The 25,255-nt window shown below is 64.5% G+C and carries 25 protein-coding genes; 17 read left to right on the top strand and 8 right to left on the bottom strand.

Annotation, left to right across the window (positions count from 1 at the left end; genetic code table 11):
- Positions 1–4 precede the first annotated feature (4 nt).
- Entirely contained in the window at positions 5–196 is a 192-nt protein-coding gene (gene napE / locus GGQ99_RS01440) for a periplasmic nitrate reductase, NapE protein (RefSeq protein ID WP_108607510.1), read from the bottom strand.
- Between the two features lie 95 nt (positions 197–291).
- Here napE and GGQ99_RS01435 point away from each other — a divergent pair, with 95 nt between their 5' ends.
- The 16 genes from GGQ99_RS01435 (at position 292) to GGQ99_RS01360 (ending at position 18,659) form a co-directional block, all read left to right on the top strand.
- A complete protein-coding gene (locus tag GGQ99_RS01435; RefSeq protein ID WP_183260159.1) occupies positions 292–1,101 on the top strand; it encodes a flagellin N-terminal helical domain-containing protein in 810 nt (269 codons plus the stop codon).
- A 30-nt stretch (positions 1,102–1,131) separates the two neighbouring features.
- Positions 1,132–2,169 (top strand): flagellin, encoded by a 1,038-nt coding sequence (locus GGQ99_RS01430; RefSeq protein ID WP_183260156.1) that lies wholly within the window; start codon positions 1,132–1,134, stop codon positions 2,167–2,169.
- 149 nt (positions 2,170–2,318) lie between these two features.
- Positions 2,319–4,217 carry a sigma-54-dependent Fis family transcriptional regulator gene (locus GGQ99_RS01425; RefSeq protein ID WP_183260154.1) on the top strand — a complete coding sequence of 633 codons (1,899 nt, stop codon included), beginning with the start codon at positions 2,319–2,321 and terminating at the stop codon, positions 4,215–4,217.
- A 301-nt stretch (positions 4,218–4,518) separates the two neighbouring features.
- Positions 4,519–6,321, top strand: coding sequence for an NAD(P)/FAD-dependent oxidoreductase (locus tag GGQ99_RS01420; RefSeq protein ID WP_183260152.1), 1,803 nt, complete (start codon positions 4,519–4,521; stop codon positions 6,319–6,321).
- Between the two features lie 150 nt (positions 6,322–6,471).
- Positions 6,472–7,437 carry a helix-turn-helix domain-containing protein gene (locus tag GGQ99_RS01415; RefSeq protein ID WP_183260150.1) on the top strand — a complete coding sequence of 322 codons (966 nt, stop codon included), beginning with the start codon at positions 6,472–6,474 and terminating at the stop codon, positions 7,435–7,437.
- Positions 7,438–7,577: 140 nt separating this feature from the next.
- Positions 7,578–9,095: an aldehyde dehydrogenase gene (gene adh, locus GGQ99_RS01410; RefSeq protein WP_183260148.1), complete on the top strand. Its 1,518-nt coding sequence runs from the start codon at positions 7,578–7,580 to the stop codon at positions 9,093–9,095.
- Between the two features lie 68 nt (positions 9,096–9,163).
- Positions 9,164–9,517, top strand: coding sequence for a DUF779 domain-containing protein (locus GGQ99_RS01405; RefSeq protein ID WP_246389375.1), 354 nt, complete (start codon positions 9,164–9,166; stop codon positions 9,515–9,517).
- A gap of 151 nt (positions 9,518–9,668) precedes the next feature.
- Positions 9,669–10,553 carry a MurR/RpiR family transcriptional regulator gene (locus GGQ99_RS01400; protein ID WP_108607503.1) on the top strand — a complete coding sequence of 295 codons (885 nt, stop codon included), beginning with the start codon at positions 9,669–9,671 and terminating at the stop codon, positions 10,551–10,553.
- A gap of 233 nt (positions 10,554–10,786) precedes the next feature.
- A complete protein-coding gene (locus GGQ99_RS01395; protein ID WP_108607502.1) occupies positions 10,787–11,935 on the top strand; it encodes a mandelate racemase/muconate lactonizing enzyme family protein in 1,149 nt (382 codons plus the stop codon).
- A 10-nt stretch (positions 11,936–11,945) separates the two neighbouring features.
- A complete protein-coding gene (locus tag GGQ99_RS01390) occupies positions 11,946–12,707 on the top strand; it encodes a creatininase family protein (protein WP_183260146.1) in 762 nt (253 codons plus the stop codon).
- A 43-nt stretch (positions 12,708–12,750) separates the two neighbouring features.
- Positions 12,751–14,274: an ABC transporter substrate-binding protein gene (locus GGQ99_RS01385; protein ID WP_406874022.1), complete on the top strand. Its 1,524-nt coding sequence runs from the start codon at positions 12,751–12,753 to the stop codon at positions 14,272–14,274.
- Between the two features lie 60 nt (positions 14,275–14,334).
- The gene (locus GGQ99_RS01380; RefSeq protein ID WP_183260142.1) at positions 14,335–15,276 is read left to right on the top strand and encodes an ABC transporter permease; all 942 of its coding nucleotides are present in this window, start codon (positions 14,335–14,337) and stop codon (positions 15,274–15,276) included.
- The gene (locus GGQ99_RS01375) at positions 15,276–16,139 is read left to right on the top strand and encodes an ABC transporter permease (protein WP_183260140.1); all 864 of its coding nucleotides are present in this window, start codon (positions 15,276–15,278) and stop codon (positions 16,137–16,139) included. Before GGQ99_RS01380 ends, GGQ99_RS01375 begins: the two co-directional genes overlap by 1 nt.
- A gap of 7 nt (positions 16,140–16,146) precedes the next feature.
- A complete protein-coding gene (locus GGQ99_RS01370; RefSeq protein ID WP_183262323.1) occupies positions 16,147–17,190 on the top strand; it encodes an ABC transporter ATP-binding protein in 1,044 nt (347 codons plus the stop codon).
- Between the two features lie 41 nt (positions 17,191–17,231).
- On the top strand, positions 17,232–18,194 hold the full coding sequence (locus GGQ99_RS01365; protein WP_183262322.1) for an oligopeptide/dipeptide ABC transporter ATP-binding protein: 963 nt from the start codon (positions 17,232–17,234) through the stop codon (positions 18,192–18,194).
- A 3-nt stretch (positions 18,195–18,197) separates the two neighbouring features.
- A complete protein-coding gene (locus GGQ99_RS01360) occupies positions 18,198–18,659 on the top strand; it encodes a RidA family protein (protein ID WP_183260139.1) in 462 nt (153 codons plus the stop codon).
- 89 nt (positions 18,660–18,748) lie between these two features.
- Here GGQ99_RS01360 and GGQ99_RS01355 read toward each other — a convergent pair whose 3' ends face one another.
- From GGQ99_RS01355 to GGQ99_RS01345, 3 genes are all read right to left on the bottom strand, one after another.
- Positions 18,749–19,219, bottom strand: a complete 471-nt coding sequence (locus tag GGQ99_RS01355) for a deaminase (RefSeq protein ID WP_183260136.1) — start codon at positions 19,217–19,219, stop codon at positions 18,749–18,751.
- A complete protein-coding gene (locus tag GGQ99_RS01350) occupies positions 19,216–19,809 on the bottom strand; it encodes an ankyrin repeat domain-containing protein (protein ID WP_246389373.1) in 594 nt (197 codons plus the stop codon). Before GGQ99_RS01350 ends, GGQ99_RS01355 begins: the two co-directional genes overlap by 4 nt.
- A gap of 288 nt (positions 19,810–20,097) precedes the next feature.
- Entirely contained in the window at positions 20,098–21,522 is a 1,425-nt protein-coding gene (locus GGQ99_RS01345; RefSeq protein ID WP_183260132.1) for an MFS transporter, read from the bottom strand.
- 157 nt (positions 21,523–21,679) lie between these two features.
- Between GGQ99_RS01345 and GGQ99_RS01340 the strand changes: the two genes are divergently transcribed.
- Positions 21,680–22,528, top strand: a complete 849-nt coding sequence (locus tag GGQ99_RS01340) for a LysR family transcriptional regulator (RefSeq protein WP_183260130.1) — start codon at positions 21,680–21,682, stop codon at positions 22,526–22,528.
- Positions 22,529–22,627: 99 nt separating this feature from the next.
- On the opposite strand, the gene GGQ99_RS01335 is transcribed toward GGQ99_RS01340, so the two are convergent.
- The 4 genes from GGQ99_RS01335 to GGQ99_RS01320 all read right to left on the bottom strand — a co-directional run bounded on the left by GGQ99_RS01335 (position 22,628) and on the right by GGQ99_RS01320 (position 25,255).
- Positions 22,628–22,927 carry a DUF982 domain-containing protein gene (locus GGQ99_RS01335; protein WP_183260128.1) on the bottom strand — a complete coding sequence of 100 codons (300 nt, stop codon included), beginning with the start codon at positions 22,925–22,927 and terminating at the stop codon, positions 22,628–22,630.
- 122 nt (positions 22,928–23,049) lie between these two features.
- Complete coding sequence (locus tag GGQ99_RS01330; protein ID WP_183260126.1) at positions 23,050–23,298, bottom strand: DUF982 domain-containing protein; 249 nt, start codon at positions 23,296–23,298, stop codon at positions 23,050–23,052.
- 95 nt (positions 23,299–23,393) lie between these two features.
- Complete coding sequence (locus tag GGQ99_RS01325; protein ID WP_183260124.1) at positions 23,394–24,137, bottom strand: amino acid ABC transporter ATP-binding protein; 744 nt, start codon at positions 24,135–24,137, stop codon at positions 23,394–23,396.
- A complete protein-coding gene (locus tag GGQ99_RS01320) occupies positions 24,134–25,255 on the bottom strand; it encodes an amino acid ABC transporter permease (protein ID WP_183260122.1) in 1,122 nt (373 codons plus the stop codon). Before GGQ99_RS01320 ends, GGQ99_RS01325 begins: the two co-directional genes overlap by 4 nt.

Here is a 25,255-nt window from a genome sequence, read left to right as displayed (position 1 = left end):
CGGCTCAACCTCCCGGAGGCCCGGGCGGCCCGAAGATGATCTGCCACATCCAGACCATGAAGCCGTAGCCGCCGACGACGCCCACAGCGACGATGGGCCAGATTCCGAAGGCCAGAACGAGGAACGCCAAGAGCTCTTTGCGGCGCGTGGAAACACCAGGCCGAACGGTGCCGGAGTTTCCTTGGTCCTGGGTCATGATCCCCTCATGTGCCTTGGACAGGAAAGTGCATTCGCGACGGGAAGGTTACTCCAACAGATCATCTTTGCAACTCTGCCGGCAGGCGATTCTGCTTGTACGAAGCAGCGATGGGGTCGCAGCAGGCGCCGCCATGGCCTGGACGGAAGTGCAATGTGCAGGCGCGCCGCCAGGAGCGACGGCGGGCAAATTCCATCAAGACTTCGGCCGTCGTTTACGATTTATTAACCATACCATATCCATTTGTTGACGAAATAAACTTTGCATTTACTCGAAAATACTATTTCATAACTTTGCAGATCAGCATGACAAGCATATTGACGAATTCCTCTTCAATGACCGCCCTGCAGGCATTGAAGGCCGCAAGCTCGAGCCTTGAGGCGACGCAAGGCCAGGTCAGCACCGGCCTTCGCATTTCCGAAGCGTCGCACAATGCAGCCTACTGGTCGATCGCCACCACCATGCGTTCCGACAACATGGCGCTGTCGACCGTTTCCGACGCCCTTGGCCTCGGCATCGCGCGCGCCGACATTGCCTACACCGCCCTCGATTCGACCGTAGGACTGCTTTCGGATTTCAGCGCCAAGGTCATCCTCGCCAAGGATCAACCGGACAACCGGGCCAAGATACAGACCGAGTTGGAAAACCTGAAACAGCAGATCGCAAGTATCGCAACCTCCGCCAATTTCAACGGAGCGAACTGGCTGAACACCGAACATCCCGGCAATCTGGCCGAACTCTCGGACTACAAGACGGCAATCGTGTCTTCGTTCGTCAGGTCACCGGAAGGCCATGCTTCGATCGGCAAGACTGACGTGAACCTCCTCCGCACGAGCCTGTTCAATGTCGGTGGCGGCGGTGCGCTGCAGGCGGATCCCAGGAGCCTGGGAGACATCGGCGGATAGCGCGGCCAGAGCCTGAACACCAATGGGGCCATGGGCTTCCAGGACTTCGGCTTCACCGGTGCTGTCGCCATTGGCGACACCGAGGCGATACGCTTTACCTTGACGCTGGACGAAGGCCTCCATGCGGCCGGGCAGACTTTCGATGTCGTGATCGACAAGGCGCTGGTCAGCGCCGAACTCGGAACCACCGATGGCCAGATCAACACCATCGCCGAGATGCAGAGAGTACTCGAGGCGGCGCTCAACGACGCCGGTGCGCCCGCTGTCGTCAGTATCGCAGGGAGCAGGTTCGCAATCCGGAGCGAGGAATTGACGGGAGAGTCGGGTTCAAGCGTCTCAGTGGCGCTGACCGAGACCATCGGCGGACAGGCTGCGGGTCTGGAAAATCCGCTGGCTGGAAACATCCGCGACAGTTACGCGACAACAGGCCTTCTCTTCGCCGGCCCCTTCCGCGTCCACAACGATGTGGAATTCAGCTTCGAGATCGAAGTCAGCGGCAACACGCCGGTCAGGATCACCATCGACCGTGCCATGGTCGACGTGGCTCTCGGAACCACCGACGGCATCGTGGCCGATCCCGACCAGCTTGCTGTCCTGCTCGACCACGCACTCGACGGCCAGGGCATCAACGTCGTCGCAACCAGCAACTTTGTAAGATTGCTCATCGACGACACGGTGCATCCGAACGCCGGCGCGCGATCCACGATCGCCTTGAGGGATGTCGCCGACAATGTCGGGATATTGCCTGACTTCGACCTGATGGACGTCGACGTCTCCGCTCCGTCGGCAAATCTGGACAATTACATCTCCGGTCTCGACGGCATGCTGAAGAAGGTCATGACCGCTGCCAGCGAACTGGGCGCCCTGAAAAAGAGCCTGAACCTGCAGGCCGATTTCGCAAAAAGCCTTTCGGATTCGCTCAGTCGCGGGGTCGGTCAGCTCGTCGATGCGAACATGGACAAGGCGTCGACCAGGCTCACCGCGCTGCAGACCCAGCAGCAATTGGCGATCCAGTCGCTGCAGATCGCCAACGCCAACCCCCAATCGATCCTGCAACTGTTCCGATAACGTGCCGCCTGCCCCGGCATCGCGGCTCTCCGCCCGCACCGCACCCCCTCGGTCTTTAGTCTCCTTTACAATGCCCTGAGGCCATGCAGTCATGTGGCATCAGGAGAAAATGGGAGGGCGGTGCGTTGGGAGGCGCGCCGCAATTGCCGATGTTTTCGCATTCCGACCATATTCGCGAGATCGAAAGCGTCAGCCTTGGAGCTTCGACCGGGCGCGACGAGCAGGTGGTCAAGTCGTGGCTGCGCTGCATCGAGCAGCATCGTCTCGACCCGACGCAGGCCTGCGAAGCCTATATCCTGCCCGACGGCGAACTGCGCGAGCATCGCCAGCAGTCGGAGGAGCTGATCGCCATCGCCCGCTCCGGCCTCGAAAACCTGTTCCGGCAGGTCGCCGGCCAGAACTACGTGCTGCTGCTGTCCGACCGCAAGGGCGTGACCGTCGAGTTTCTCGGCGACCCGCTGTTCGACAACAACCTGCGCAAGGCCGGCCTCTACCTTGGCTCGGAATGGTCGGAAGCGCGCGCCGGGACCTGTGCCGTCGGCGCCTGCCTGGAGGCGGGCGAGGCCCTGACCATCCACCAGACCGACCATTTCGACAACACCCATACGCCTTTGTCCTGCACGGCGGCACCGGTCTACGACATCCGCGGCGACCTTGCCGCGGTGCTCGACATTTCGCTGCTGAGTTCGCCGATCCGCAAGACCAGCCAGAATCTGGCGCTGCATCTGGTAGCTGCCACCGTGCGCCGCATCGAACTCGCCAACCTGATGGCCCAGACCCGCGACGAATGGGTGCTGCGTTTTGCCCGGTCGCCGGAATTCCTCGACGTCGACCCGGAGGCCGCGATTTCCATCGACGGCGCGGGACGCATCATCGGCATGACCCATGGCGGCGCCAAGATCCTGGCGCGTTCGGTCGGGCTCGACTGGCGCCAGCCGGACGGCCTGATCGGCCAGCCGATCGCGCGCTTCTTCGACATGGAGATCGACGACCTGCCGGATCTCACCCGGCGGCGGCCGACGCAGGACCGGCTGGTCTTCGCCCGCGACGGCAACGCGCTGTTTGCCCACGCCATCGAGCCGCACCACAAGGTCCAGGCGCCAACAATGGCGCGCGACCAGATCCCGGTTTCGCTGCGCGGCCTGAGCGGCGGCGATCCACAGATGGCGGCACTCCAGGCCAAGGCGGCGAAGCTCGCCGGCAGGCCGCTGCCCATCCTGCTCCAGGGCGAAACCGGCACCGGCAAAGAATATCTCGCCAAGGCGATCCACGACGGCGCTGCCGCCAAGGGCAAGTTCGTCGCCATCAACTGCGCCGCCATCCCCGAGCAACTGATCGAAAGCGAGCTGTTCGGCCATTTGCCGGGCGCCTTCACCGGCGCCTCGGCCAAGGGCCGCAAGGGGCTGATCGAAGAGGCGGACGGCGGCACGCTGTTCCTCGACGAGATAGGCGACATGCCGCTTCCGCTGCAAAGCCGCTTCCTGCGCGTACTGGCAGAAAGGGAGGTGCTTCCCGTCGGCGCATCGCGGCCGAAGCCGGTCAACCTCAGGGTCATCTCGGCATCTCACCGCGACCTTAGTTCGCTCGTGCAGGAAGGGCGTTTCCGCGAGGACCTCTACTATCGCCTGAACGCCGCGACACTTTCCATCCCGCCGCTGCGTGAGCGCCGCGACTTCGACTGGCTGCTCGACACGGTCATCGCCCGCCATCGCCTGGACGGCGAAACGCTGACAATGGCGCCCGCGGCACTGCTCGCCCTGCGCGCCCATGGCTGGCCGGGCAACATCCGCGAACTCGACAACGTCATCGCGGTTGCGGCAGCGCTCTGCCAGGACGGCGTGATCGAGCTTTGCGATCTGCCCGAGACCATGGCGCCGGCGACCGAGGTGACCGACCGCCTGGACGATGCGGACTCCGGCCCGGCCGCACTGCAGGCGATGCTTGCCGCGTGCAACTGGAACGTCTCCGAAACCGCCCGCCGCATGGGCCTCGACCGTTCCACCGTCCACCGCCAGATCAAGCGCTACGGGCTGACCGCGCTCCACTGAGCTGTTGCAGCGACTGCTGCAACAGCTGTGGCGTGCGCCAGGCGCGCTGCAACAGGTGTTGCCCCACCTCCCCCCGGAATACCGGGCTTTCCCGCCATCCGCGACTTGGCACGGCACTTGCTGTGCATGGAGCGACTGGAATCGGAGGAACGCCATGTCGAACAGTTCGGGCATCCACGCCCTGCTGGCCCCTTCGGGAACACTTGCGAGATCCTGATCTCGCCAGTCCCCGCCCCGGGATCGCGCGACGCCAAGCGCCGCTCCCCAGCAAACAATCATTGGCAATTCGGAGGAAGACAAAATGCTCGACGACAGCCCCCAGACCAAGATCGACAGCATTCTCGGCAAGCTGGAAAAGGCCCTCGCAAGCGGCGACATCGACGCCGCCGTGAACCTGTTCCAGGCGGACTGCTACTGGCGCGACCTCGTGACGTTCACCTGGAACCTCAAGACCATGGAGGGCCACGACCAGGTCCGCGACATGCTGAAGAGCCAGCTCGCTTCGATCAAGCCGGGCCGGTTCCGCCAGGATGAGAAGGAACTGGCCAGCCAGAACGACGGCGTCACCGACGGCTGGTTCGAGTTCGAGACCGCGGTGGCGCGCGGCTATGGCCACATCAGGCTGAAGAACGGCCTGATATGGACGCTGCTGACCACCATGAGCGAGTTGAAGGGCCACGAGGAACCCAAGGGCCTGTTGCGCCCGATGGGCGCCGAACATGGCAGCGACGCCGGCCGCCGGACGTGGAAGGAAAAGCGCGAGGCCGAAGCCGCCGAACTCGGCTTCACCACCCAGCCCTACACCGTCATCATCGGCGGCGGCCAGGGCGGCATCGCGCTCGGCGCCCGGCTGCGGCAGCTGGGCGTGCCGACCATCATCATCGAAAAGAACGAGCGGCCCGGCGACAGCTGGCGCAAGCGCTACAAGTCGCTCTGCCTGCACGATCCGGTCTGGTACGACCACCTGCCCTACATCCCGTTCCCGGAGAACTGGCCGGTCTTTGCGCCGAAGGACAAGATCGGCGATTGGCTGGAAATGTACACCAAGGTCATGGAGCTCAACTACTGGAGCTCGACCACCTGCAAGTCCGCCAGCTATGACGAGGCTGCCGGGGAATGGACCGTCGTGGTCGAGCGCGACGGCCAGGAGATCGCGCTGAAGCCGAAACAGCTGGTGCTGGCCACCGGCATGTCGGGCAAGGCCAACGTCCCGAAATTCAAGGGCCAGGACGTCTTCAAGGGCGAGCAGCAGCACTCCTCGCAGCACCCCGGACCCGACGCCTACAAGGGCAAGAAGGTCGTGGTCGTCGGCTCCAACAATTCCGCGCATGACATCTGCGCAGCCCTTTGGGAAGGCGGCGCCGACGTCACCATGCTGCAGCGCTCCTCCACCCACATCGTCAAGTCGGACTCGCTGATGGAGATCGGGCTCGGCGACCTCTATTCGGAGCGCGCCGTCGCTTCGGGCATGACGACGCGCAAGGCCGACCTGATCTTCGCCTCGCTGCCCTATCGCATCATGCACGAGTTCCAGGTGCCGATTTACGACAAGATCCGGGAGAAGGACGCAGCCTTCTACCAGCGGCTCGAAGATGCCGGCTTCATGCTCGACTTCGGCGACGACGAGTCCGGGCTGTTCATGAAATATCTCCGGCGCGGCTCCGGCTACTACATCGACGTCGGCGCCTGCGACCTGGTGGCCGACGGCCGGATCAAGCTGGTCAGCGGCGTCGGCGTCGAGAAACTGACGGAAACCTCGATCGTTCTCGAAGACGGGCGCGAACTGGAGGCCGACCTCATCGTCTATGCCACCGGCTACGGCTCGATGAACGGATGGGCGGCCGACCTGATCAACCAGGATGTCGCCGACAAGGTCGGCAAGTGCTGGGGACTCGGCTCCAGCACGACCAAGGACCCCGGCCCCTGGGAGGGCGAGCAGCGCAACATGTGGAAGCCGACCCAGCAGGAAGCGCTGTGGTTCCACGGCGGCAACCTGCACCAGTCCAGGCACTACTCGCAGTATCTCTCCCTGCAGATCAAGGCGCGCCAGGAAGGGATCGCCACTGAGGTCTACGGGCTGCAGGACGTCCATCACAAGTCCTGACGTCCAGCCCAACCACCTGGCCGGCGAGGCACTGGCTCCGCCGGCCAGCATGGCCGTATGCGTCTAAGGGCCAATTGACCGGGGCGCGGAAGCGGGCAACGACTGTGCGGGAACGGCAAGGAAGGGTGCAGACCACCGTCGGAGGAGAGGATGAGAGGCACCGCAATCGTCGAGCATGCCGACAAGGTCCAGGCGGCACTGAAGTCGAGCGACGCTGCGCGCTCGGCGCTTGTCGCTTCGTGGCAACGTTCGTCGCAGCACCGTCTCGACCCGACGCACCGAAGCCCGCCCGAGCGGCTGACCGAGGTCGAGCTGTCGCTCGCCCGGCAGCGCATCGAGCCGCTGATATCAGCAGCCCAGGCCAGCCTCGACCGGCTTTATCTCGCCGTCGGCGGCGTCGGCTGCTGCGTGCTTCTGGCCGACCGCAACGGTATCCCGGTCGAGCGCCGCGGCGCCGTCGCCGATGACGAGACCTTCCATGACTGGGGTCTTTGGACGGGCACGGTCTGGAGCGAGGAAAGCGAGGGCACCAACGCCATCGGCACCAGCCTGGTCGAGCAGCGGCCGCTGACCATCCATCGAGGCCAGCATTTCCTCTCGCGCAACACGGCACTTTCCTGCACGACGGCCCCGATCTACGACCATCAGGGCAATGTCGCCGCGGCCCTCGACGTATCGTCCTGCCGGGCCGACCTGACCGAAGGTTTCGTCAATCTGATCGCCCTTGCAGTCGGCGACGCCGCGCGCCGCATCGAGGCCGACAATTTCCGCCTCGCCTTCCCTCATGCTCGCATCATCCTGACGCCTGAGGTCGACCGCAGTCCCGGCGGCATGATTGCCGTCGATGCCGACGATTTGCTCATCGGCGCGACGAGGCAGGCGCGCCTGACCTATGGGATCACGAAGGACAGGCTCGAGCGGCGGCTGCCGGTCGCCGACATCGTCGGTGGCAGCATGCGGGCCGCCGAAGACCTCGACGAAGCCGAACGCGCAGCACTTCACCGGGCGCTTGCCCGCGCCGACGGCAACGTCTCCGCCGCGGCCCTGAAGCTCGGCATTTCGCGCGCCACCCTACACCGCAAGCTCAATCGCCTCGGCATCCGCCGCACGCATTGACCTTGCTGCCCGGAACTGTCGCAGTTCTGCGACAGTTGGCACCGGCGATCTCTCCTGCCCCGGCTGACACGGCCCGGATATTCTCCGACGCTCCTCCCGACGCGCTGCATCCCGCAGCGTTGCTTCTCGGGAGGAAGTTCATGAACAAGGTCGAGTTTTCGCGCACCGCCAAGGTGCCCTTCGCCAAGCGCTACGACAACTACATCGGCGGTCAGTGGGTCGCGCCGAAATCCGGCCGCTATTTCGAGAACATCTCGCCGGTCACCGGCCGGCCGCTCGGCGAAATCGCCCGCTCCGACGCCGCCGACATCGAGGCAGCGCTCGACGCCGCCCACAAGGCCAAGGACGCCTGGGGCAGGACCAGCCCAGCCGCCCGCGCGTTGATCCTCAACCGCATCGCCGACCGCATGGAGGAAAATCTCGACCTGCTGGCGCTCGCCGAGACCTGGGATAACGGCAAGCCGATCCGCGAGACGACTGCCGCCGACGTGCCGCTGGCCATCGACCATTTCCGCTATTTCGCCGGCGTCCTGCGCAGCCAGGAAGGCAGCCTGTCGCAGATCGACGACGACACCGTCGCCTACCATTTCCACGAGCCGCTCGGCGTCGTCGGCCAGATCATCCCATGGAACTTCCCGCTGCTGATGGCCTGCTGGAAGCTGGCGCCGGCAATTGCCGCCGGCAATTGCGTGGTGCTGAAACCGGCCGAACAGACCCCCGCCTCCATCATGCTGTGGGCCGACCTGATTGGCGACCTGTTGCCCGACGGCGTATTGAACATCGTCAACGGCTTCGGTCTCGAAGCCGGCAAGCCGCTGGCCTCGAGCCCGCGCATCGCCAAGATAGCCTTCACCGGCGAGACGACGACCGGCCGGCTGATCATGCAATATGCCAGCCAGAACCTGATCCCGGTGACGCTCGAACTCGGCGGCAAGTCGCCCAACATCTTCTTCCAGGACGTGACGTCGGAAGACGACGACTTCTTCGACAAGGCGATCGAAGGCTTCGTCATGTTCGCGCTCAACCAGGGCGAGGTCTGCACCTGCCCGAGCCGCGCTCTCGTGCACGAGAAGATTTACGACAAGTTCATGGAGCGGGCGCTGAAGCGCGTCGAGGCGATCGTCCAGGGCGACCCGCTCGACCCGGCGACGATGATCGGCGCGCAGGCATCGTCCGAGCAGTTGGAGAAGATCCTGTCCTACATGGACATCGGCCGTCAGGAAGGTGCCGAGGTGCTGACCGGCGGCGAGCGCGCGCATCTGCCCGGCGACCTTGCCGGCGGCTACTACGTCAAGCCGACCGTGTTCAAGGGCCACAACAAGATGCGCATCTTCCAGGAGGAAATCTTCGGCCCGGTGGTGTCGGTCACCACCTTCAAGGACGACGACGACGCGCTGTCTATCGCCAACGACACGCTCTACGGCCTCGGTGCCGGCATCTGGAGCCGCGACGCCAACCGGCTCTACCGCTTCGGCCGCGCCATCCAGGCCGGCCGCGTATGGACCAACTGCTACCACGCCTATCCGGCGCACGCGGCCTTCGGCGGCTACAAGCAGTCGGGCATCGGCCGCGAGACGCACAAGATGATGCTCGACCACTACCAGCAGACCAAGAACATGCTGGTCAGCTACAGCCCGAAGAAGCTCGGCTTCTTTTGATCGCCTCCCAGGGCGCGGCGCGGCAGAAATGCCGCGCCGACTGCGCCTGAAGTGCGGGAGTTCCTGCGATGCCTGAAAAGATGTCCCTCGACAAGGTCTCCGCCACGCCTGAGGCCTTCGCCCTGCTGGCCGAAATCATCGCCGACCACGGGCCGGTGCTGTTCCACCAGTCCGGCGGCTGCTGCGACGGCTCCTCGCCGATGTGTTATCCGCGCAGCGATTTCATCGTTGGCGACAACGACGTGCTGCTCGGAACGGTCGGCGAGACCCCCGTCTACATCGGTGCCTCGCAGTTCGAAGCCTGGAAACACACCGACCTGATCATCGACGTCGTTGCCGGCCGCGGCGGCATGTTCTCGCTCGACAATGGCCGCGAGAAGCGCTTCCTGACGCGTTCGACGGTCTGCACTCCGAAAGCTTGAACACGGGCGGCTCGGCGCTCGCCCCCCGCGACCGTGGCTGCCGGGCCCGGCAAACCGCCTCCCGCCCCTCCCTGTTCGGCCGGATGGTTGTTCCAAGAGCCGCTTATGGTAACGATGAGACAAACAGACTCGTCAAATCGATGAAGGCCATATGGGAAATCAAGCCAACCTGATCGACCGGCTCCGCATCGAAAACGATGACATGAACCCGGCCGACCGTGCGATCGCCAACGCAATTCTCGACGACATCGAAGCGGCGACGCGGCTACCGATCAAGGAACTTGCGGCCAGGGCAAAGGTCAGCGAACCGACCATCATCCGTTTCACCCGGCGCATCGGCTGCGACGGCTTCACCGATTTCAAGATCAGGCTGGCGCAGGATTATGCGGTCGGCCGCATGTACATCGTCGGCGAGCGCAATTGGGCGGCGGAAACGGGCCCCGACGTCGCCGAAAACGTCTACGAGGCGACGATCCAGGCCCTCGCCGTGGCCTTCTCGCAGCGCGACCCGGCTGCGCTGGAGCAGGCATCGGAACTGCTCCACAAGGCGCGCCGCATCTTCTGCTTCGGCGTCGGCGGCAGTTCGGCAAACGTCGCACGCGAAGCGGAAAACCGGCTCTTTCGCCTGGACCTGGCAGTTTCGGCGACCGCCGACCCCTACAAGCAACGCATTATCGCCTCGACCGTAGAAGCCGACGACGTGCTTTTCATCTTCTCGGTCACCGGCAAGCCGCTCTCGCTGATCGACAGCGCCAAACTCGCCACCTCACTCAATGCCAAGGTGGTCACCGTCACCCATCCCGGCAGCCCCCTGGCCAGCCACGCCACCGTCAACGTGCCCCTCGTCGCCTTCGACGAGGAGAAATTCTTCTACATGCCGAACCGTGGACGCTACGGGCAATTGTTCGTGCTCGACTGCATCTCGACGCTGATCGGTGCACGCCGCCGCAGCACGGTCGGCAAGAAGCTGTGGCGGGCGCGTTCAACGCTCGTCGCACTGCACGGCAGCACCGACAACCAGCCCATCGGCGACTAATCGGTCGGCCCGCACCGCAATTCCGGACACCGCAGCGAGAGCCGCAGCATCTCGGCGTGAGATAGTTTTATTCAGCAAAGACAAATAGATAACGAGCTTTCCGCATCCCACGGATGGCGGACGCTCCCGCGCTTTGCACAGGGTGTGAAATTTTACTCCGCATGCGTTGACATGTGAGTAATAAAACTACATCCTTCGATGAAACAACACCTCAGCCCATCCGAAAGCCGACCATGCCGATAGCCGACAAAACCATTGTTTCCTTCCGCTTCGACGAGGTCATCGTGCCGGCGCACAAGGGTGTCATCAACTCGGACAGCCTGGCAAAACCGCTTCACATGCTGCCCGTCGGCGGCAAGGCGGCCTGGAGCATGCAGTTCGACGAACTGCCCAAGCTTGTCCTGCGCATGACGCTAGCCGACGGCACCGTCGGCCTTGGCGAGTTCTACCGCGACCACGAATGGCCGCGCATCGAGGCGATCTGCGCCAACCTGCTCGGCCAGTCGATCATGGACCTGCCGCTGCAGGACCTGCCGCTGCCGCTGTGCCGCGAATATGACGGCTTCGAATGCGCGATCTGGGACGCCTATGCCAAGTCGCTCGGCGTGCCGATGCACCGCCTGCTGGGCGGCGCCATCCGCGACCGCGTGCCTGTCAGCGCATGGTCGAGCCACCGCACGCAGGAAGAAGTCGGCCCCTGGGTCAAGCGCTACCACGAGCAGGGCTACAAGGTCATCAAGTTCAAGTGCGACCTCGAAGACGACGTCGCCGGCTGGTGCGCCGAGATCAAGCAGCACGCGCCGGGCATGAAGGTCATCTTCGATCCCAACCAGCGCTGGGAGAACGCCGGCAACGCCCGCCGCATCATCCGCGAGCTCGAAGCCGTCGGCAACGTGCTTCTGCTTGAGGACCCGCTGCCGCGCTGGATGCAGCTCGACTTCGCCGAACTGCGCCGCTTCTCCTCGATCCCGATCGTGCTGCACGTTTCATTGCCCTACGTCTTCCAGGGCCAGCGGCCGCACGACGCCATCAACGCCATCGCCCACAATGCCGTCGACGGCTTCAACTTCAACGGCGGCCTCGCCAAGTTCCAGGTGCTCGATCACATCGCCGCAACCGCCGGCCTCTATTGCTGGCACGGATCGGAAATCGATCTCGGCATCCTCGAGGCGATGTATGTCCACCAGTCGGCGGCGGCGAAGAGCTGTGTGTGGCCGGGCGACATCTTCGGCCGCATGATCCGTACGCATGACCTGCTGGAAACCCCGCTCGCCTTCGAGCCGCCCCATGTCGGCATTCCGGCCGACGGTCCGGGACTTGGCGTGAAGCTCGACGAGGCCGCCCTCGCCCGCTTCCGCACCTCCGAACGCACGATCGCCTGAGGGACAGCAGATGCGCTGGGAAAAGCTCACCACCAACGAGTTTGCCGGACTGGATCGCTCCATTCCGGTCATCATCAACGTCGCCGCCATCGAGCAGCACGGCCCGCATCTGGCGATCGACACCGACGTCGCCATCGGCGGCCACTTCCTCGACCGGCTCGAACAGCGCATGGGCGACAAGGTGCTCATCCTGCCGCAGGTCAAGGTGTGCTGCTCCGAGCACCACATGGACTTTGCCGGCACGCTGACCGTGCGCCACGAGACTTTCCTCGCTTATGTCGGCGACATCCTGGAAAGCGTCGTGCGCCATGGCTTCACCAATCTCGTCATCTTCAACAGCCATGGCGGCAACCAGGCCGTCGGGCAGGTGTTGCTCGAGAGCTTCGGTTCGAGCCATCGCGAGTGCACCATCGCCATGCTCACCTGGTGGCGGCTGGTGGCGCCCGAACTTGAAGCGATCCGCGAGAGCGGCTTTGCCGGCGTCAACCACGCCTGTGAATTCGAGACTTCACTGATGCTGCTCGCCGCCCCCGAAAACGTGCGGCGCGAGCTGATCGGCGACATGTCCTATGTCGAGACCTACGACTGGGCCAACGCCGACATGATCCGGGCAAGCCGTGGAGCGCTCTTCCGCACCATGCATCAGATGTCCGGCGGAACCGGCGTGGTCGGCGATCCGTCCACGGCGAGCGCCCGCAAGGGCGAACTGATCACCGACGCGGTCGTGACCGAACTGGAGCGCGTGGTGAGGTCGCTGACAAAGGCGAATTGAGAATTACCGGCAACTTTTAATTGGATATAGGGAGGGAACCATGCTGAAGAAATTGACTATCGCAGGGCTGGCAAGCGTAAGCATGCTTGTTGCGACACAAGGCTTTGCACAGGAACGCGGCGGCGTCGTCAACGTCGCGACGATCGGCGAACTCACCACGCTCGATCCGATGACCGCAACGGGCGACCTGCTCGGCATGGTCACCCAGCACTTCTTCGAGACGCTCTACACCTTCGACAAGGACTGGAACGTCGCGCCGCTGCTGGCCGAGGCGCTGCCCGAGGTGTCGGCCGACGGCAAGGTCCACACCATCAAGCTGCGCCAGGGCATCGTCTTCCACGACGGCTCGGCGATGACCGCCGAGGACGTGGTCGCATCGCTCAAGCGCTGGCTCGAGGTTGCCTCGCGCGGCAAGCTGGTCGCCGCCAATGTCGATAAGCTCGAAGCCGTCGACGACTACACCGTCCAGGTCACGCTCAAGCAGCCTTTCGCGCCGCTGACCGCACTGCTGGCCTTCAACAATTCGGCCGCCGTGGTGCTGCCGTCGGAGAAGATCGCCGAGACGCTCGCCGAATATGTCGGCACCGGTCCCTACATGATCAAGGAGCGCAAGGCCGACCAGTATCTCCAGCTCGTCCGCTTCGACGGCTACAAGGCCCGCGAAGGCGAGCCCGACGGCTTCGGCGGCGCCCGCAAGCAGTATCTCGACGAGATCCGCTTCGTGCCAGTGCCGGACGCCAATACCCGCGTCGAAGGTGCTATCGCCGGTCAATACGACTATGCCGACCTGTTGCCGGTCGAGGCGTTCGACCGCCTGAACGGTCAGCAGAAGACCGAGCCGCTGGTGCTCAAGTCCTTCGGCTGGCCGATGTTCATCATGAACAACAAGGAAGGCATGATGACCAAGCCCGGCCTGCGCAAGGCCGTGCAGGCAGCCCTCAACGCCGAGGACATGATGGCAGCCGCGTTCGGCAAGCCCGAGTTCTTCGCCCTTGACGGCGCGCTCTACCCCGACGGTTACCAGTGGCGTTCGGACGCCGGCATCGAAGGCTACAACCAGGCCGATCCCGAAAAGGCCAAGACGCTTGCCACCGAAGCCGGTTACGATGGCAAGCCGGTCCGCATCCTGACCAGCCGTCAGTATGAATTCCACTACAAGATGGCGCAGGTCGCGGCCGAATACCTCAAGGCCGCTGGCCTTGCGGTGCAGCTCGACGTCGTCGACTGGGCGACGCTGGTGCAACGCCGTGCCGAGCCGGCGCTGTGGGACATCTTCATCACCCACAGCCCGTTCCTGCCGGATCCGGCGCTGATCGCACCGCTGCCTTCGTCCTATCCGGGCTGGTGGGCCAGCGAGGCCAAGGACAAGCTCGTCGTCGCCCTCAACACCGAGATGGACCCGCAGAAGCGCGTCGCGATCTTCGCCGACATCCAGAAGCTCATCTATGAAGAGGCCCCCTTCTACAAGGTCGGCGACTTCAACGCGCTGTCGGCGAAGTCGCCGAAGCTCGCGGGCTTCACGCCGTCGGCCTGGCCGTACTTCTGGAACGCCTATATCGCCAAGTAACAAGAACAATCTCCGCCGGCGCGGCCAAGGTCGCGCCGGCGGGTCAATGGGAGCCGATCGATGACACGATACGTCCTGCAACGCCTGTTCGGCATGCTGACCGTGATGTTCACGGTCGTCACGATCGTCTTCGTCATCGTCCGCGTCGCGCCCGGCGATCCGGCTGCAGTCATGCTCGGCCCGGACGCAACGCCTGCCGATATCGAGGTGCTCAGGGTGCGCCTCGGCCTCGACCAGCCGCTGCCCATACAATATGTCTACTTCCTCGCCCAGCTCGCCCGCGGCGACCTCGGCCATTCGATCTTCCTCGACATGCCCGTCGCCAGCGCCCTGCTCGATCGCGCCGAGCCGACTTTCTTCCTCACCATCTTCGCGATCCTGATCGCCAGCGCCATAGCACTGCCCGTCGGCATCATGTCGGCCTACAAGCGCGGCAGCTTCTTCGACCAGGCGGTGACCACCCTCACCATGCTCGCCGCCAGCATCCCGAGCTTCTGGCTCGGCCTGATCCTGATCCAGGTCTTCGCCGTCCGCTTCGGCTGGTTCCCGGTCGCCGGCTATGGCGGCCCCGATGCCTCGTTCCTGACGCGCATGAGCCACCTCGTACTGCCGGCAGTCGCGCTCGGTGTCGTCTCGTCGGCGCTGATCACCCGCTTTACCCGCGCCTCGATGCTGGACGTTCTCAATGACGACTATGTCCGGACGGCCCGCTCCAAGGGCATGGGCGAATTCCGGGTGATCATGAAGCACGCCTTCAAGAACGCGCTGATCCCGGTGCTGACCGTCATCGGCCTGACCGCCGCCCTGCTGGTTTCCGGCGCCGTCGTCACCGAGACCGTGTTCAGCCTGCCTGGTGTCGGCAACCTGGTGGTGTCGGCCGTGCTGCGGCGCGACTATCCCGTCATCCAGGGCGCCCTGCTCGTCATCGCAGCGATCTACGTGCTGATCAATTTCGGCATCGACCTGCTCTACCTCATGATCGATCCCCGGGTACGTTACTGATGGCCGCCGCATCCGCCCCCAGCGTGGACACCCCACGCATCTCGACGCTCATCCTGCAGCGCAAGACGCTTGCGATCGGCCTCGCCATCATCGTGGCGATCACCCTGCTTGCCGTACTCGCACCGCTGATCGCGCCCTATTCGCCAAGCAAGCTGTCCATCGTCAACCGGCTCAAGCCGCCGAGCTCGACATGGTTCTTCGGCACCGACGAGTTCGGCCGCGATGTCTTCAGCCGCACCATCTATGCCGGGCAGTTGTCGCTGCTCGTCGGCGCGGCAGCCACTGCACTTGCCGCGACCGTCGGCATCACGCTCGGCCTGGTCGCCGGCTTCTTCCGCAAGGCGGACGGGATCGTCTCGCGTATCATCGATGCGATGATGGCCTTCCCCGACATCCTGCTGGCCATCGCCCTTGTCGCAGCACTCGGGCCATCGCTGGCAACCGTCATCATCGCGCTCGGCGTGGTCTATGCCCCGCGCCTGGCGCGCGTCGTACGGGCCTCGACGCTGGTGATCCGCGAACTCCCTTATGTCGAGGCCGCACGCGCCCTCGGTGTGCCGACATGGCGCATCATGACGCGACATGTCCTGCGCAACCTCGTCTCGCCGATCCTGGTGCAGGCGACCTTCATCTTCGCCTACGCGATGCTGGCCGAAGCCGGCCTGTCCTTCCTCGGCGTCGGCGTCAGCCCGGAAATCCCGACCTGGGGCACGATGATCGCGGCCGGCCGCCAATATGTCGGCCAGGCCGACTGGATGACGATCTTCCCCGGCTTCGCCATCATCCTCACCGTGCTTTCGCTTCAACTTGTCGGCGACGGCCTGCGCGACCTGCTCGATCCGCGCCTGCGCAAGGATCTCTGACATGGCCATGTCCACACCCAACGCAGACAATCATCCAGACGCGCTCGCCGACGACATCGTGCTGCGGGCCGAAGACCTGCGCACGCACTTCATCATGGGTACACGCACCGCCAAGTCGGTCGACGGCGTCACCCTCACCGTCCGTCGTGGCCAGACGCTCGCCGTCGTCGGCGAGTCCGGCTCGGGCAAGTCGGTGACCAGCCTGTCGATCATGCGCCTGCTGTCGCATCCCGGCCGCATCGTCGGCGGCCGCCTGCTCTACCGCATGCGCGACGGCGGCGTCGTCGATCTCGCCACGCTGAGCGACAAGCGGATGCGGGCGATCCGCGGCAAGGAGATCGCCATGATCTTCCAGGAGCCGATGACGAGCCTGAACCCGCTCTACACCGTTGGCGACCAGATCATGGAGATGATCCGCCTGCACGAGCCGATCAGCCGCCACGAGGCGCGCATTCGCGCCCGGCGGATGCTCGAACTTGTCGAGATCCCGGCGCCCGACAAGCGCCTCGACCAGTACCCGCACGAAATGTCCGGCGGCATGCGCCAGCGGGTGATGATCGCCCTGGCACTCGCCTGCAATCCTGCCCTGCTCATCGCCGACGAGCCGACCACCGCGCTCGACGTCACAATCCAGGCGCAGATCCTCGACCTGATGCGCCGGCTGCAGCGCGAGATCGGCATGAGCATCCTGTTCGTCACCCACAATCTCGGCGTCGTCGCCGAGATCGCCCATGAGGTGGCGGTCATGTATGCCGGCCGCGTCGTCGAGCAGGCGCCGGTGCACGACCTGTTCGCCAGGCCGCGCCATCCCTACACCAAGGGCCTGCTCGCCTGCATCCCCGACGCCAAGCGCGACCGCGCCGAGGACGGCACGCGCAAGATGCTCAACCCGATCCCCGGCAGCGTGCCGAGCGTACTGGCGCTGCCGGCCGGCTGCGCATACGCCCCGCGCTGCCCGCTTGCCGAGGCGCACTGCGAATCGGTCCCGCCGGACCTGCTCAACGCCTCGCCCGAACACCTGACCCGCTGCTGGAGGCACGAACTTCTGTGACCGACACGACGCACACGACGCAAGCGCCTGACGATGCCGACATCCTGCTGTCGGTGCGCGGGCTCAGCAAGCAGTTCTTGACCGGCAGCGGCCCGGTGAAGGCGGTCGAAGACATCTCCTTCGATGTCCGGCGCGGCCAGATCGTCGGCATCGTCGGCGAATCCGGCTCGGGCAAGACCACTGCCGGGCGCTGCCTGCTGCGGCTGGTCGAGCCCTCGTCGGGCAAAGCCATCTTCGACGGCGTCGACCTTTTCAGCCTGCCAGAGAAGGCCCTGCGCGCCTACCGGCGCCGCCTTCAGATCATCTTCCAGGACCCCTATTCGAGCCTCAACCCGCGCATGCGGGTCCGCGACATCATCGGCGAGGCGATCGACACCCACGGCCTCGCCAAGGGGGCTGCCCGCCAGGCCCGGATCGAGGAGCTTCTGACGCGCGTCGGCCTGTCCCCAGAGCATGCAAGCCGCTATCCCAACGAGTTTTCCGGCGGCCAGCGCCAGCGCGTCGGTATTGCCCGCGCGCTCGCGGTCGAGCCGGAACTGATCATCGCCGACGAGCCGGTGTCGGCGCTCGACGTTTCGGTGCAGGCGCAGGTGCTGAACCTGATCCAGGAGCTGCAGCGCGAACTCGGCCTGACCATGATCTTCATCTCCCACGACCTGACGGTGGTGGAGTATCTCTGCGACGAGATCGTCGTGCTCTATCTCGGCCGCATCATGGAACAGGGGCCGGCGCGCTCCGTCTATGCCAAACCCAGACATCCCTATACGCGGGCGCTGCTGGCAACCGCACCGGTGCCCGATCCCAACGTCAGGCGCGAGCGGGTCATCCTGCAGGGCGACATCCCAAGTCCGCTCGACCCGCCATCCGGCTGCGTCTTCCGCACGCGCTGCCCGCATGCGATAGCAGCCTGCGCCGAAACCGTCCCGACACGCGAGACGGTCGGCCCCGGCCACAGCGTCGCCTGCATCCGCCAGGCGGAACTTGCAGAAACATACCAGGACTGATCGATGACCCCTTATGACAGGCTTGCCGCGCTCGGCCTCACCCTGCCGCCGCCGCCCTCGCCCATTGCCACTTATGTCCCGTTCGTCCGCGAGGGCGACATTCTCTACCTCTCCGGTCAAGGGCCGAAGCTCGCCGACGGCACCTTGCGGACGGGCAAGGTCGGCGCCGAGATCGGCATCGAACAGGCCTATGACGATGCCCGCCTGACAGGCCTCAACCTGCTCTCCATCCTCCACGCGGCAACAGGCGACCTGTCCAGGGTTCGCCGGGTCATCAAGCTGCTCGGCATGGTCAACGCGACGCCGGACTTCGCTGCGCACCCCAAGGTCATCAACGGCTGTTCGGATCTGCTGCTCGAGGTGTTCGGCGAGCGTGGCCGCCATGCCCGCTCCGCCGTCGGGTTTGGCTCGTTGCCCGACAACATCACCGTCGAGATCGAGGCCATCGTCGCCATCGAAGCGTAGCCCCGCGGCGTGTGTTTTCGGTGATGATGCGGCGGACGTCGATGAAGGCGCCATCAGTGCGACACTGATGGCGCAGCGCCGGCATTGGCCTACGACTTCGACTCGGCGCGCGCCTGCCAGGCTTGATAGAGATTGCGCCCGTCCTCGGCCTTCGGAGGACAGTGCCTGATCCCGGATTGCTGGTCGAGCGGCTTCGACAGCTCGGCAGCATATGCGGCGGTCGACAGGCCGAAGGCTTCGGCGTCTTCATTCGAATAGGCGAACGCGATGTCCTTGATGCCGGACATGCGCATCGCGGCTAGGCACATTGGACAGGGTTGCCCGCTTGCATAGACGGACAAGCCGTCGAGCCGTGGCGATCCAAGTGCCTTGCCCGCGGCGCGCAGGGCCAGAAGCTCGGCATGCGCCGTCGGGTCGTTGTCGGCCAGCATGCGGTTCACCGCGCGGGCGACGATTGCGCCGTCCTTGACGACGACAGCGCCAAACGGCCGCCCGCCCTGCTCGACATTGTCGAATGCCAGGGCGATCGCCTCGCCAAGGAAGCTGTCGATTTCGCTCACTTGGCGCCGGCCTTTTCAAGCAGTCCAACCATGGCGTCATAACCGCTGGAGCGCGCATGGCTGAGCGGCGTCACACCGTCCTTGTCGGCGAGGTTGACGTCGGCACCGGCGTCGACCAGCAGCTTGACGATGTCGACATGGCGTTGCCCGCCGTCGCCAAGGATGATGGCTTCCAGCAGCGCGGTCCAGCCGAGATTGTTGACGTGGTCGACGTCGGTGCCCGCCTCGATCAGCGTGCGCACCGTATCGACATGTCCCCGTTCGGAGGCTGGAATGATCGCCGTTCCGCCATAGCGGTTGGTGCTCTTGAGGTCGGCCCCATGCTGCAGCGTCAGCTTCAGGATCTCGATATGTCCGCGCGCGCCCGCATAGAGGTAGGGGCTGTCATTGATGTTGTCCTTGAGGTTGACGTCGGCGCCGGCCTCGATCAGCGCCTTGGCGGCGTTCACCTTGTTGCCATGCGTCGCGACCAGCAGCGCGCTGCGCCCATCCTTGTCGCGGGTGTCGATCTCGGCACCGTTCGACAGAAGCTGCCCGATGGCCGCAACATCGTCGCTGGCCGCCGCCGCATGCAATTGAAACTCGGTCATGTTCTCTCCTGAAGCAGACGAGGGAATGGAATTGAACAACATGAACAACAGGGCGAGCAGGCTATACGCTGCACTCCAACCCGCGCGAAATCTTAAGTCCGCCATGCGACTTCCTTCTTCTTCCATTTGCGCTGCAGACTATCGCTGCATTCTTTTTGACCCCGCAAACGAGCCGCCAATGGCGGCCTCCGACCTTGCAGTCATGATCTTGTCTATATGGCGCAGCCACCAGCATTCTGAAATTAAATGTTTGGATAATTTGCAGTGATTTGCTGAATGCGCACCCTTTCAGGAGAATGCTCGATCCTGCAGTGTCTTGAGCGGTTCGAGACCCATGGCGGGCCGGTAGCGCAGCCGCACGAAGCTGGCGCCGCTGCCCAACAATGCAAATGCTGCGCCCAGCCACAGGGCGATGACCGCTCCGTGTGCGCCGAACAGATTGAAGAGTGCGGCCACGATTGCGACACCGCAGGCCTGGCCCAGATTGCCGATGACGCTGGACATGCCGCCAGCGCCGCCGCTGCGTTCGGGTGGCACGGACGTGATCATGGTGCGCATGTTGGGCGATTGGAAAAAGCCGAAGCCTGCGCCACAGACAGCCATGCGCCAGGCGACATCCAGTGCATCCGGCTCGGGCGGCATCGCTGCCAGCAGGAGCATGCCCAGGCTCAGCACGGCGAGGCCGACGCCGCCCAGCAAGCCGGCGGGAATGCGGTCGGACAAGCGGCCGGCCAGCGGGGCCGAAAATGCAAGCAAGGCGGGCCATGGCGTGATCAGGAAGCCTGTCTCGACCTGCGTATAGCCGAGCAGTTGGAAGAGGAACGGTAAGGATACGAACGCCAGCGCCTGGGTGATCATGGTGAAGAAGGAGGCGACGGACGACAGGGCGAAGATCGGTTTTCGCAGCAGGTCGATGGCCAGGATCGGTGCCGGGCGGTTGGCCTGACGTTTCAAGAGAACCGCGAGGCTGGTAATGGCGATCGTGGCGTTGGTCGCCACAGTTCCCCACGACGCCCCCTGTGCGGCCGTGTTCAGCGCAAACACCGTCGTCGCCAGGAACAGCGCGCACAAGGCTGCCGCCCAGCCGTCGAAACGCCGGGCGCTGCGGATCGTCGGCGGCAGCGCATACAACCCCATCACGATGCCGATCAGGCCAAGCGGCACCTTCATCAGGAACAGCCAGTGCCAACTGGTCAGGCTGAGAACGGCAGAGGCGACCGACGGCCCTGCCGCGAACGAAAGCCCCACCACCAGGGCATTCAGGCCCATGCCGCGCCCCAGCAGGGCGTGCGGATAGATGAAGCGCATCATCGCCACCCCGGTACCCAGGATGCCGGCAGCACTCACGCCCTGGACGACGCGCCCCGCCACCAGCCATTCGAGCGAGGGCGCAAGGCCGCAGACCAGCGAGGCCAGCGTGAACAGCACCAGCCCCCCCATCGAGATGCGCCGGAGACCGACGATTTCGCCAAGTGCGGCGGCGGGCAGCAGCGAAGCGACCATCGCCAGTTGGTAGGCGCCGACGATCCAGATCGATTGGGCCTCGGTCGTGTTCAGGTCGCGAGCGATCGTCGGCAGGGCCGTATTGGCGATGGCCGTATCGAGGTTGGCCATGCATACGTTCAGCAGCACGGCGCAGGTTGCGATGGTGCGTTGCCGGCCGTGAAGGCCATCGCCGGGGGCCGAAAGCTGCTTTTGCCTGAATGCCAGCACGGAAAAACCTGTAACGGCGCGGCCTCTTGGGCCACTGCGCGAAAGCGATGAGAGCAATGGAGCGAGCCGTGAAGGCTCGTCCTTGCCTAGCGCCTTGGTATTTCATGCGCAAATGGGATATATGAATGATAATCATGCACGATGATAATGAACTGATATGCTGGATCCTCGGCTGCTGCGCGCCTTTGTGACCATCGCCGACACGGGAAGCTTCACGCTTGCCGCCGACCGCCTGCACATGACGCAATCGACGATCAGCCAGCAACTGGCCCGGCTCGAGGATGCTGTGGGCCGGGAGCTGATCGATCGGGCTGCGCGGCCGGTCAGGACCACAGCATCCGGCGAACGCCTGATCGGGCACGCGCGGCGCATCCTGTTGCTCCAGGGTGAAGCCGAACTCCTGCTTGCAGACACGGCCGGAACCGCATCGATCCGCATCGGCTTGCCCGACGACATAGCGACCGGCACCATGACGAACGCATTCGCGGAATTTGCAAAAAGGCACCGCGAAGTACGCCTCGATGTCACCGCGGGCCTCAGCCTCGACCTGACGAAGCGCTATCGCGGCGGAGAATTCGACATCGTCGTGGTCAAGGAAGCTACGCCAAGCGCCGATCATCGCGCCGCATTCCCAGAGGCCATCGCCTGGTTCGAAAGCGCCGATGCAAGTCCCAATTGGCCCGAACCCTTGCCGCTCGTCACCTTTCCGCCGGGCGGGCTGTATCGCGATGCGATGTTCGAGCGGATCGACCGCGAACGCCTGCGCTGGTACGTCGCGTTCACGAGCAGCAGCCTGAGCAGCGTCCTGTCAGCCGTGGAGGCCGGTCTCGGCCTCTCCTTGCTTCCGGTCGGCACCACGACCGGCCGCCGGGTCCGCCAGTCCGCCGCTTTCGGCTCCGAACCGTCGATGGTCGTGTCGCTCTATTCCTGGGAGGGAGGCGGCATCGTGGCGGAACTTGCCCGGGACATGACCGCCATCTTGCACAGGCGCTTTGCCGCTCGTTGAACGGCTTCGCTATGCCGTGACAGCGCCCGGGCATCCACAATTGCTGAGGCCGGGTACGCCGGTTTACGGCCTGCGAAACCTGTCCTCGACATCGCCAATCTAGATCGGCATGCGGCCACGCTTTGGCGTGATCATCCACGGCTCGACAGACACCGGGCCGGCCTCGCGAATGCGCACTGAACGGGCAAAACCGGCAAACGCGTTGCGCGCGCCGTCAACGGTCAGCCGGCCCTCGCGCGCTGCTTGGCATGCGCGGACGGCTGTGTTGTGGATCGGGCCGCGCCGGTTTTCCGGCCACTTCGTCAGGAATTCGAGCGCATCGGTGATACAGGCGATTTCGCGGATGGTTTGATCCTCGTTCTTGACGAAGATCGGGCGGGAAAAGGCTTTTGCGGTCATCACTTCCTCCTCGGTCCTCGACCGTCTTCTCGAGCAAGCGGACATTGCCGCGATGGCCGCGACAAGCTGACAAAGAAATGGCGACGGCAGCCTTTCCCGTCAAGAATGGAGGCAGGCCCAATTCAGCCCTTCGGCGGTTCGTCGGCCAGTATTCCTGCCTCAGTGCAAAACGTCTCGAACGCGTCTCTTGCTTCCTCGACCGGGATGGAGCCGTTGATGGCGGCCTGCATGGCGTTCTCGGCCAGGTAGAAGAACGGATTGCGCTTGTCGTGCGGCCACGCCTCGAGAAATTCGGCCGCATCGGGGACCGAGACAACCTCGCGCAGCGAGAAGTCTCCCTTCTTGATCCAGACATTCGGCATGAAATCCATGAACCTCAACGCGGCTGTGGCAGGACGGTTGCATGGCAGGCCTCTTGCTACAGTCCAGATCGCCGCAAAGACCGGTCCCGTCAGCCGCCAGGTCGTCAACGGTTGACGATGTCGCCGAGGAACGCCTTGGCGCGATCGGTGCACGGGCAATCGAAGAATTCGTCAGGCGCACCGGTCTCGACGATGCTTCCCTTGTCCATGAAGATCACGCGCCCGGCGACCCGACGGGCAAACCCCATCTCGTGCGTCACGACCACCATGGTGGTGCCGGACCTGGCGAGGTCGATCATCACGTCCAGCACCTCTTTCACGGATTCCGGGTCGAGCGCCGATGTCGGTTCGTCGAACAGCAGGACATGGGGCTGCATGGCGAGAGCGCGGGCGATGGCGACGCGTTGTTGCTGGCCTCCGGAAAGGGCGGAAGAAAGCTTGCCGGCATGCTCGGCAACGCCAACGCGTTCGAGAAGATGCATGGCATGATCTTCAGATTCCCCACGCCTCCTGCCGCGAACGATCCGGGGCGCCAGCGTGACATTGTCCAGCACCGTCAGATGCGGAAACAGATTGAAATGCTGGAACACCATGCCGACGTCGCGGCGCAGACGGCGCAATTCACGGGCCTTGTAGCCGACAGCGACGCCGCCGATCGCGACCTCGCCTTGCTGCCATTCCTCAAGCCCGTTGAGACACCTGAGCAGCGTCGATTTTCCGGAGCCCGAGGGACCGCAGAGGACGGTGCAGGTGCCGCCTGCGATATCCAGGGAAATGTCGCGAAGAGCACGCCACGAACCGTACCATTTGGACAACGAACGCACCGCTATGGTGGCATTGACGCTCATTGCGGTTTCCTTTCGCCGCTTGGCGCGCGGGAGTGGGCGCGCTCGGAATCACGTTCCAGCCGGGCGCTTACCTGCGACAGCCCAAAACACAGCGACCAGAACACGAGGCCGACAAACACGTAGCCTTCGGTGGCGAGACCCAGCCAGTTCGGATCCGACAGGGCCGCCGTGACGATGTTGAGCAGGTCGAACAGACCCACGACCATGACATAGGTCGTGTCCTTGAGAAGCGAGATTGCCGAATTGACGATGCCAGGCAGCACAGCGCGCAGGGCCTGGGGCATGATGATGTAGCCCTGGGTCGCCCAGAAGCCGAAGCCGAGCGCGTTTGCCGCTTCGCTCTGGCCGCGCCCGACGGCCTGCAGGCCGCCCCGCGCGACTTCGGCGAGATAGGCGGCGGAATAGAGCGTGATGCCGGTCATGGCGAGCGTCAGGCGCGGAAACTCGACGCCCGGTGGCAGAAACAGCGGCAGCATGATCACCGACATGAACAGGATGGCGATGAGCGGCATGCCGCGCCAGAACTCGATGAAGCCGGTGGCGAGCAGGCGCACCGCGGGAAGTTGCGAGGTTCGTCCCAGCGCCAAAAGTATCGCGATCGGGAACGAGAACACGAAGGCGCCGATGCCGACCACCATCGTCAGCAGCAGGCCGCCCCATTTGTCCGAGGCAACCGGCTGGAGACCCGGCACGCCACCGGAAAGCATCACGAAGGCAGCGACCGGATAGAGGCAGAATCCCCCGATCAGGACCTTGCGCCGACCCTTGAAGTCGGGCGCCATCGCAAGTGCCAGCAGCAGCGGCGGGGCAAGCAGCACGATCCAGGCCCGCCAGCGTTCTGCCTCGGGATAGAAGCCGAAGGCGAACTGCGGAAGCCGGTTGACGATGAAGGCCCAGCAAGCGCCGTCCGGGCTGCATTCGGCCCGGCTTGAGGCGACCCACGTGGCCTCGACGAAGGCCCAGTCGACGATCCGCCCGCCCAGCGTCCAGGCGAGGTAGGCCAGGCCGAGACTGACCGCCGTGCCGAAGGGATTGGCAACGACGACCGCAAGCAGTCGACGTGCGGCCGTCACCGGCGATTGCGAAACCGGGGAGCGAACAAGCGAAGACGTGGCCAT

Origin of the sequence: Aminobacter niigataensis (assembly GCF_014200015.1) — a bacterium.
Taxonomy (GTDB): domain Bacteria; phylum Pseudomonadota; class Alphaproteobacteria; order Rhizobiales; family Rhizobiaceae; genus Aminobacter; species Aminobacter niigataensis.
The sequence above is the reverse complement of the archived record's forward strand: the minus strand, read 5'-3'. Positions and strand labels throughout refer to the sequence as shown.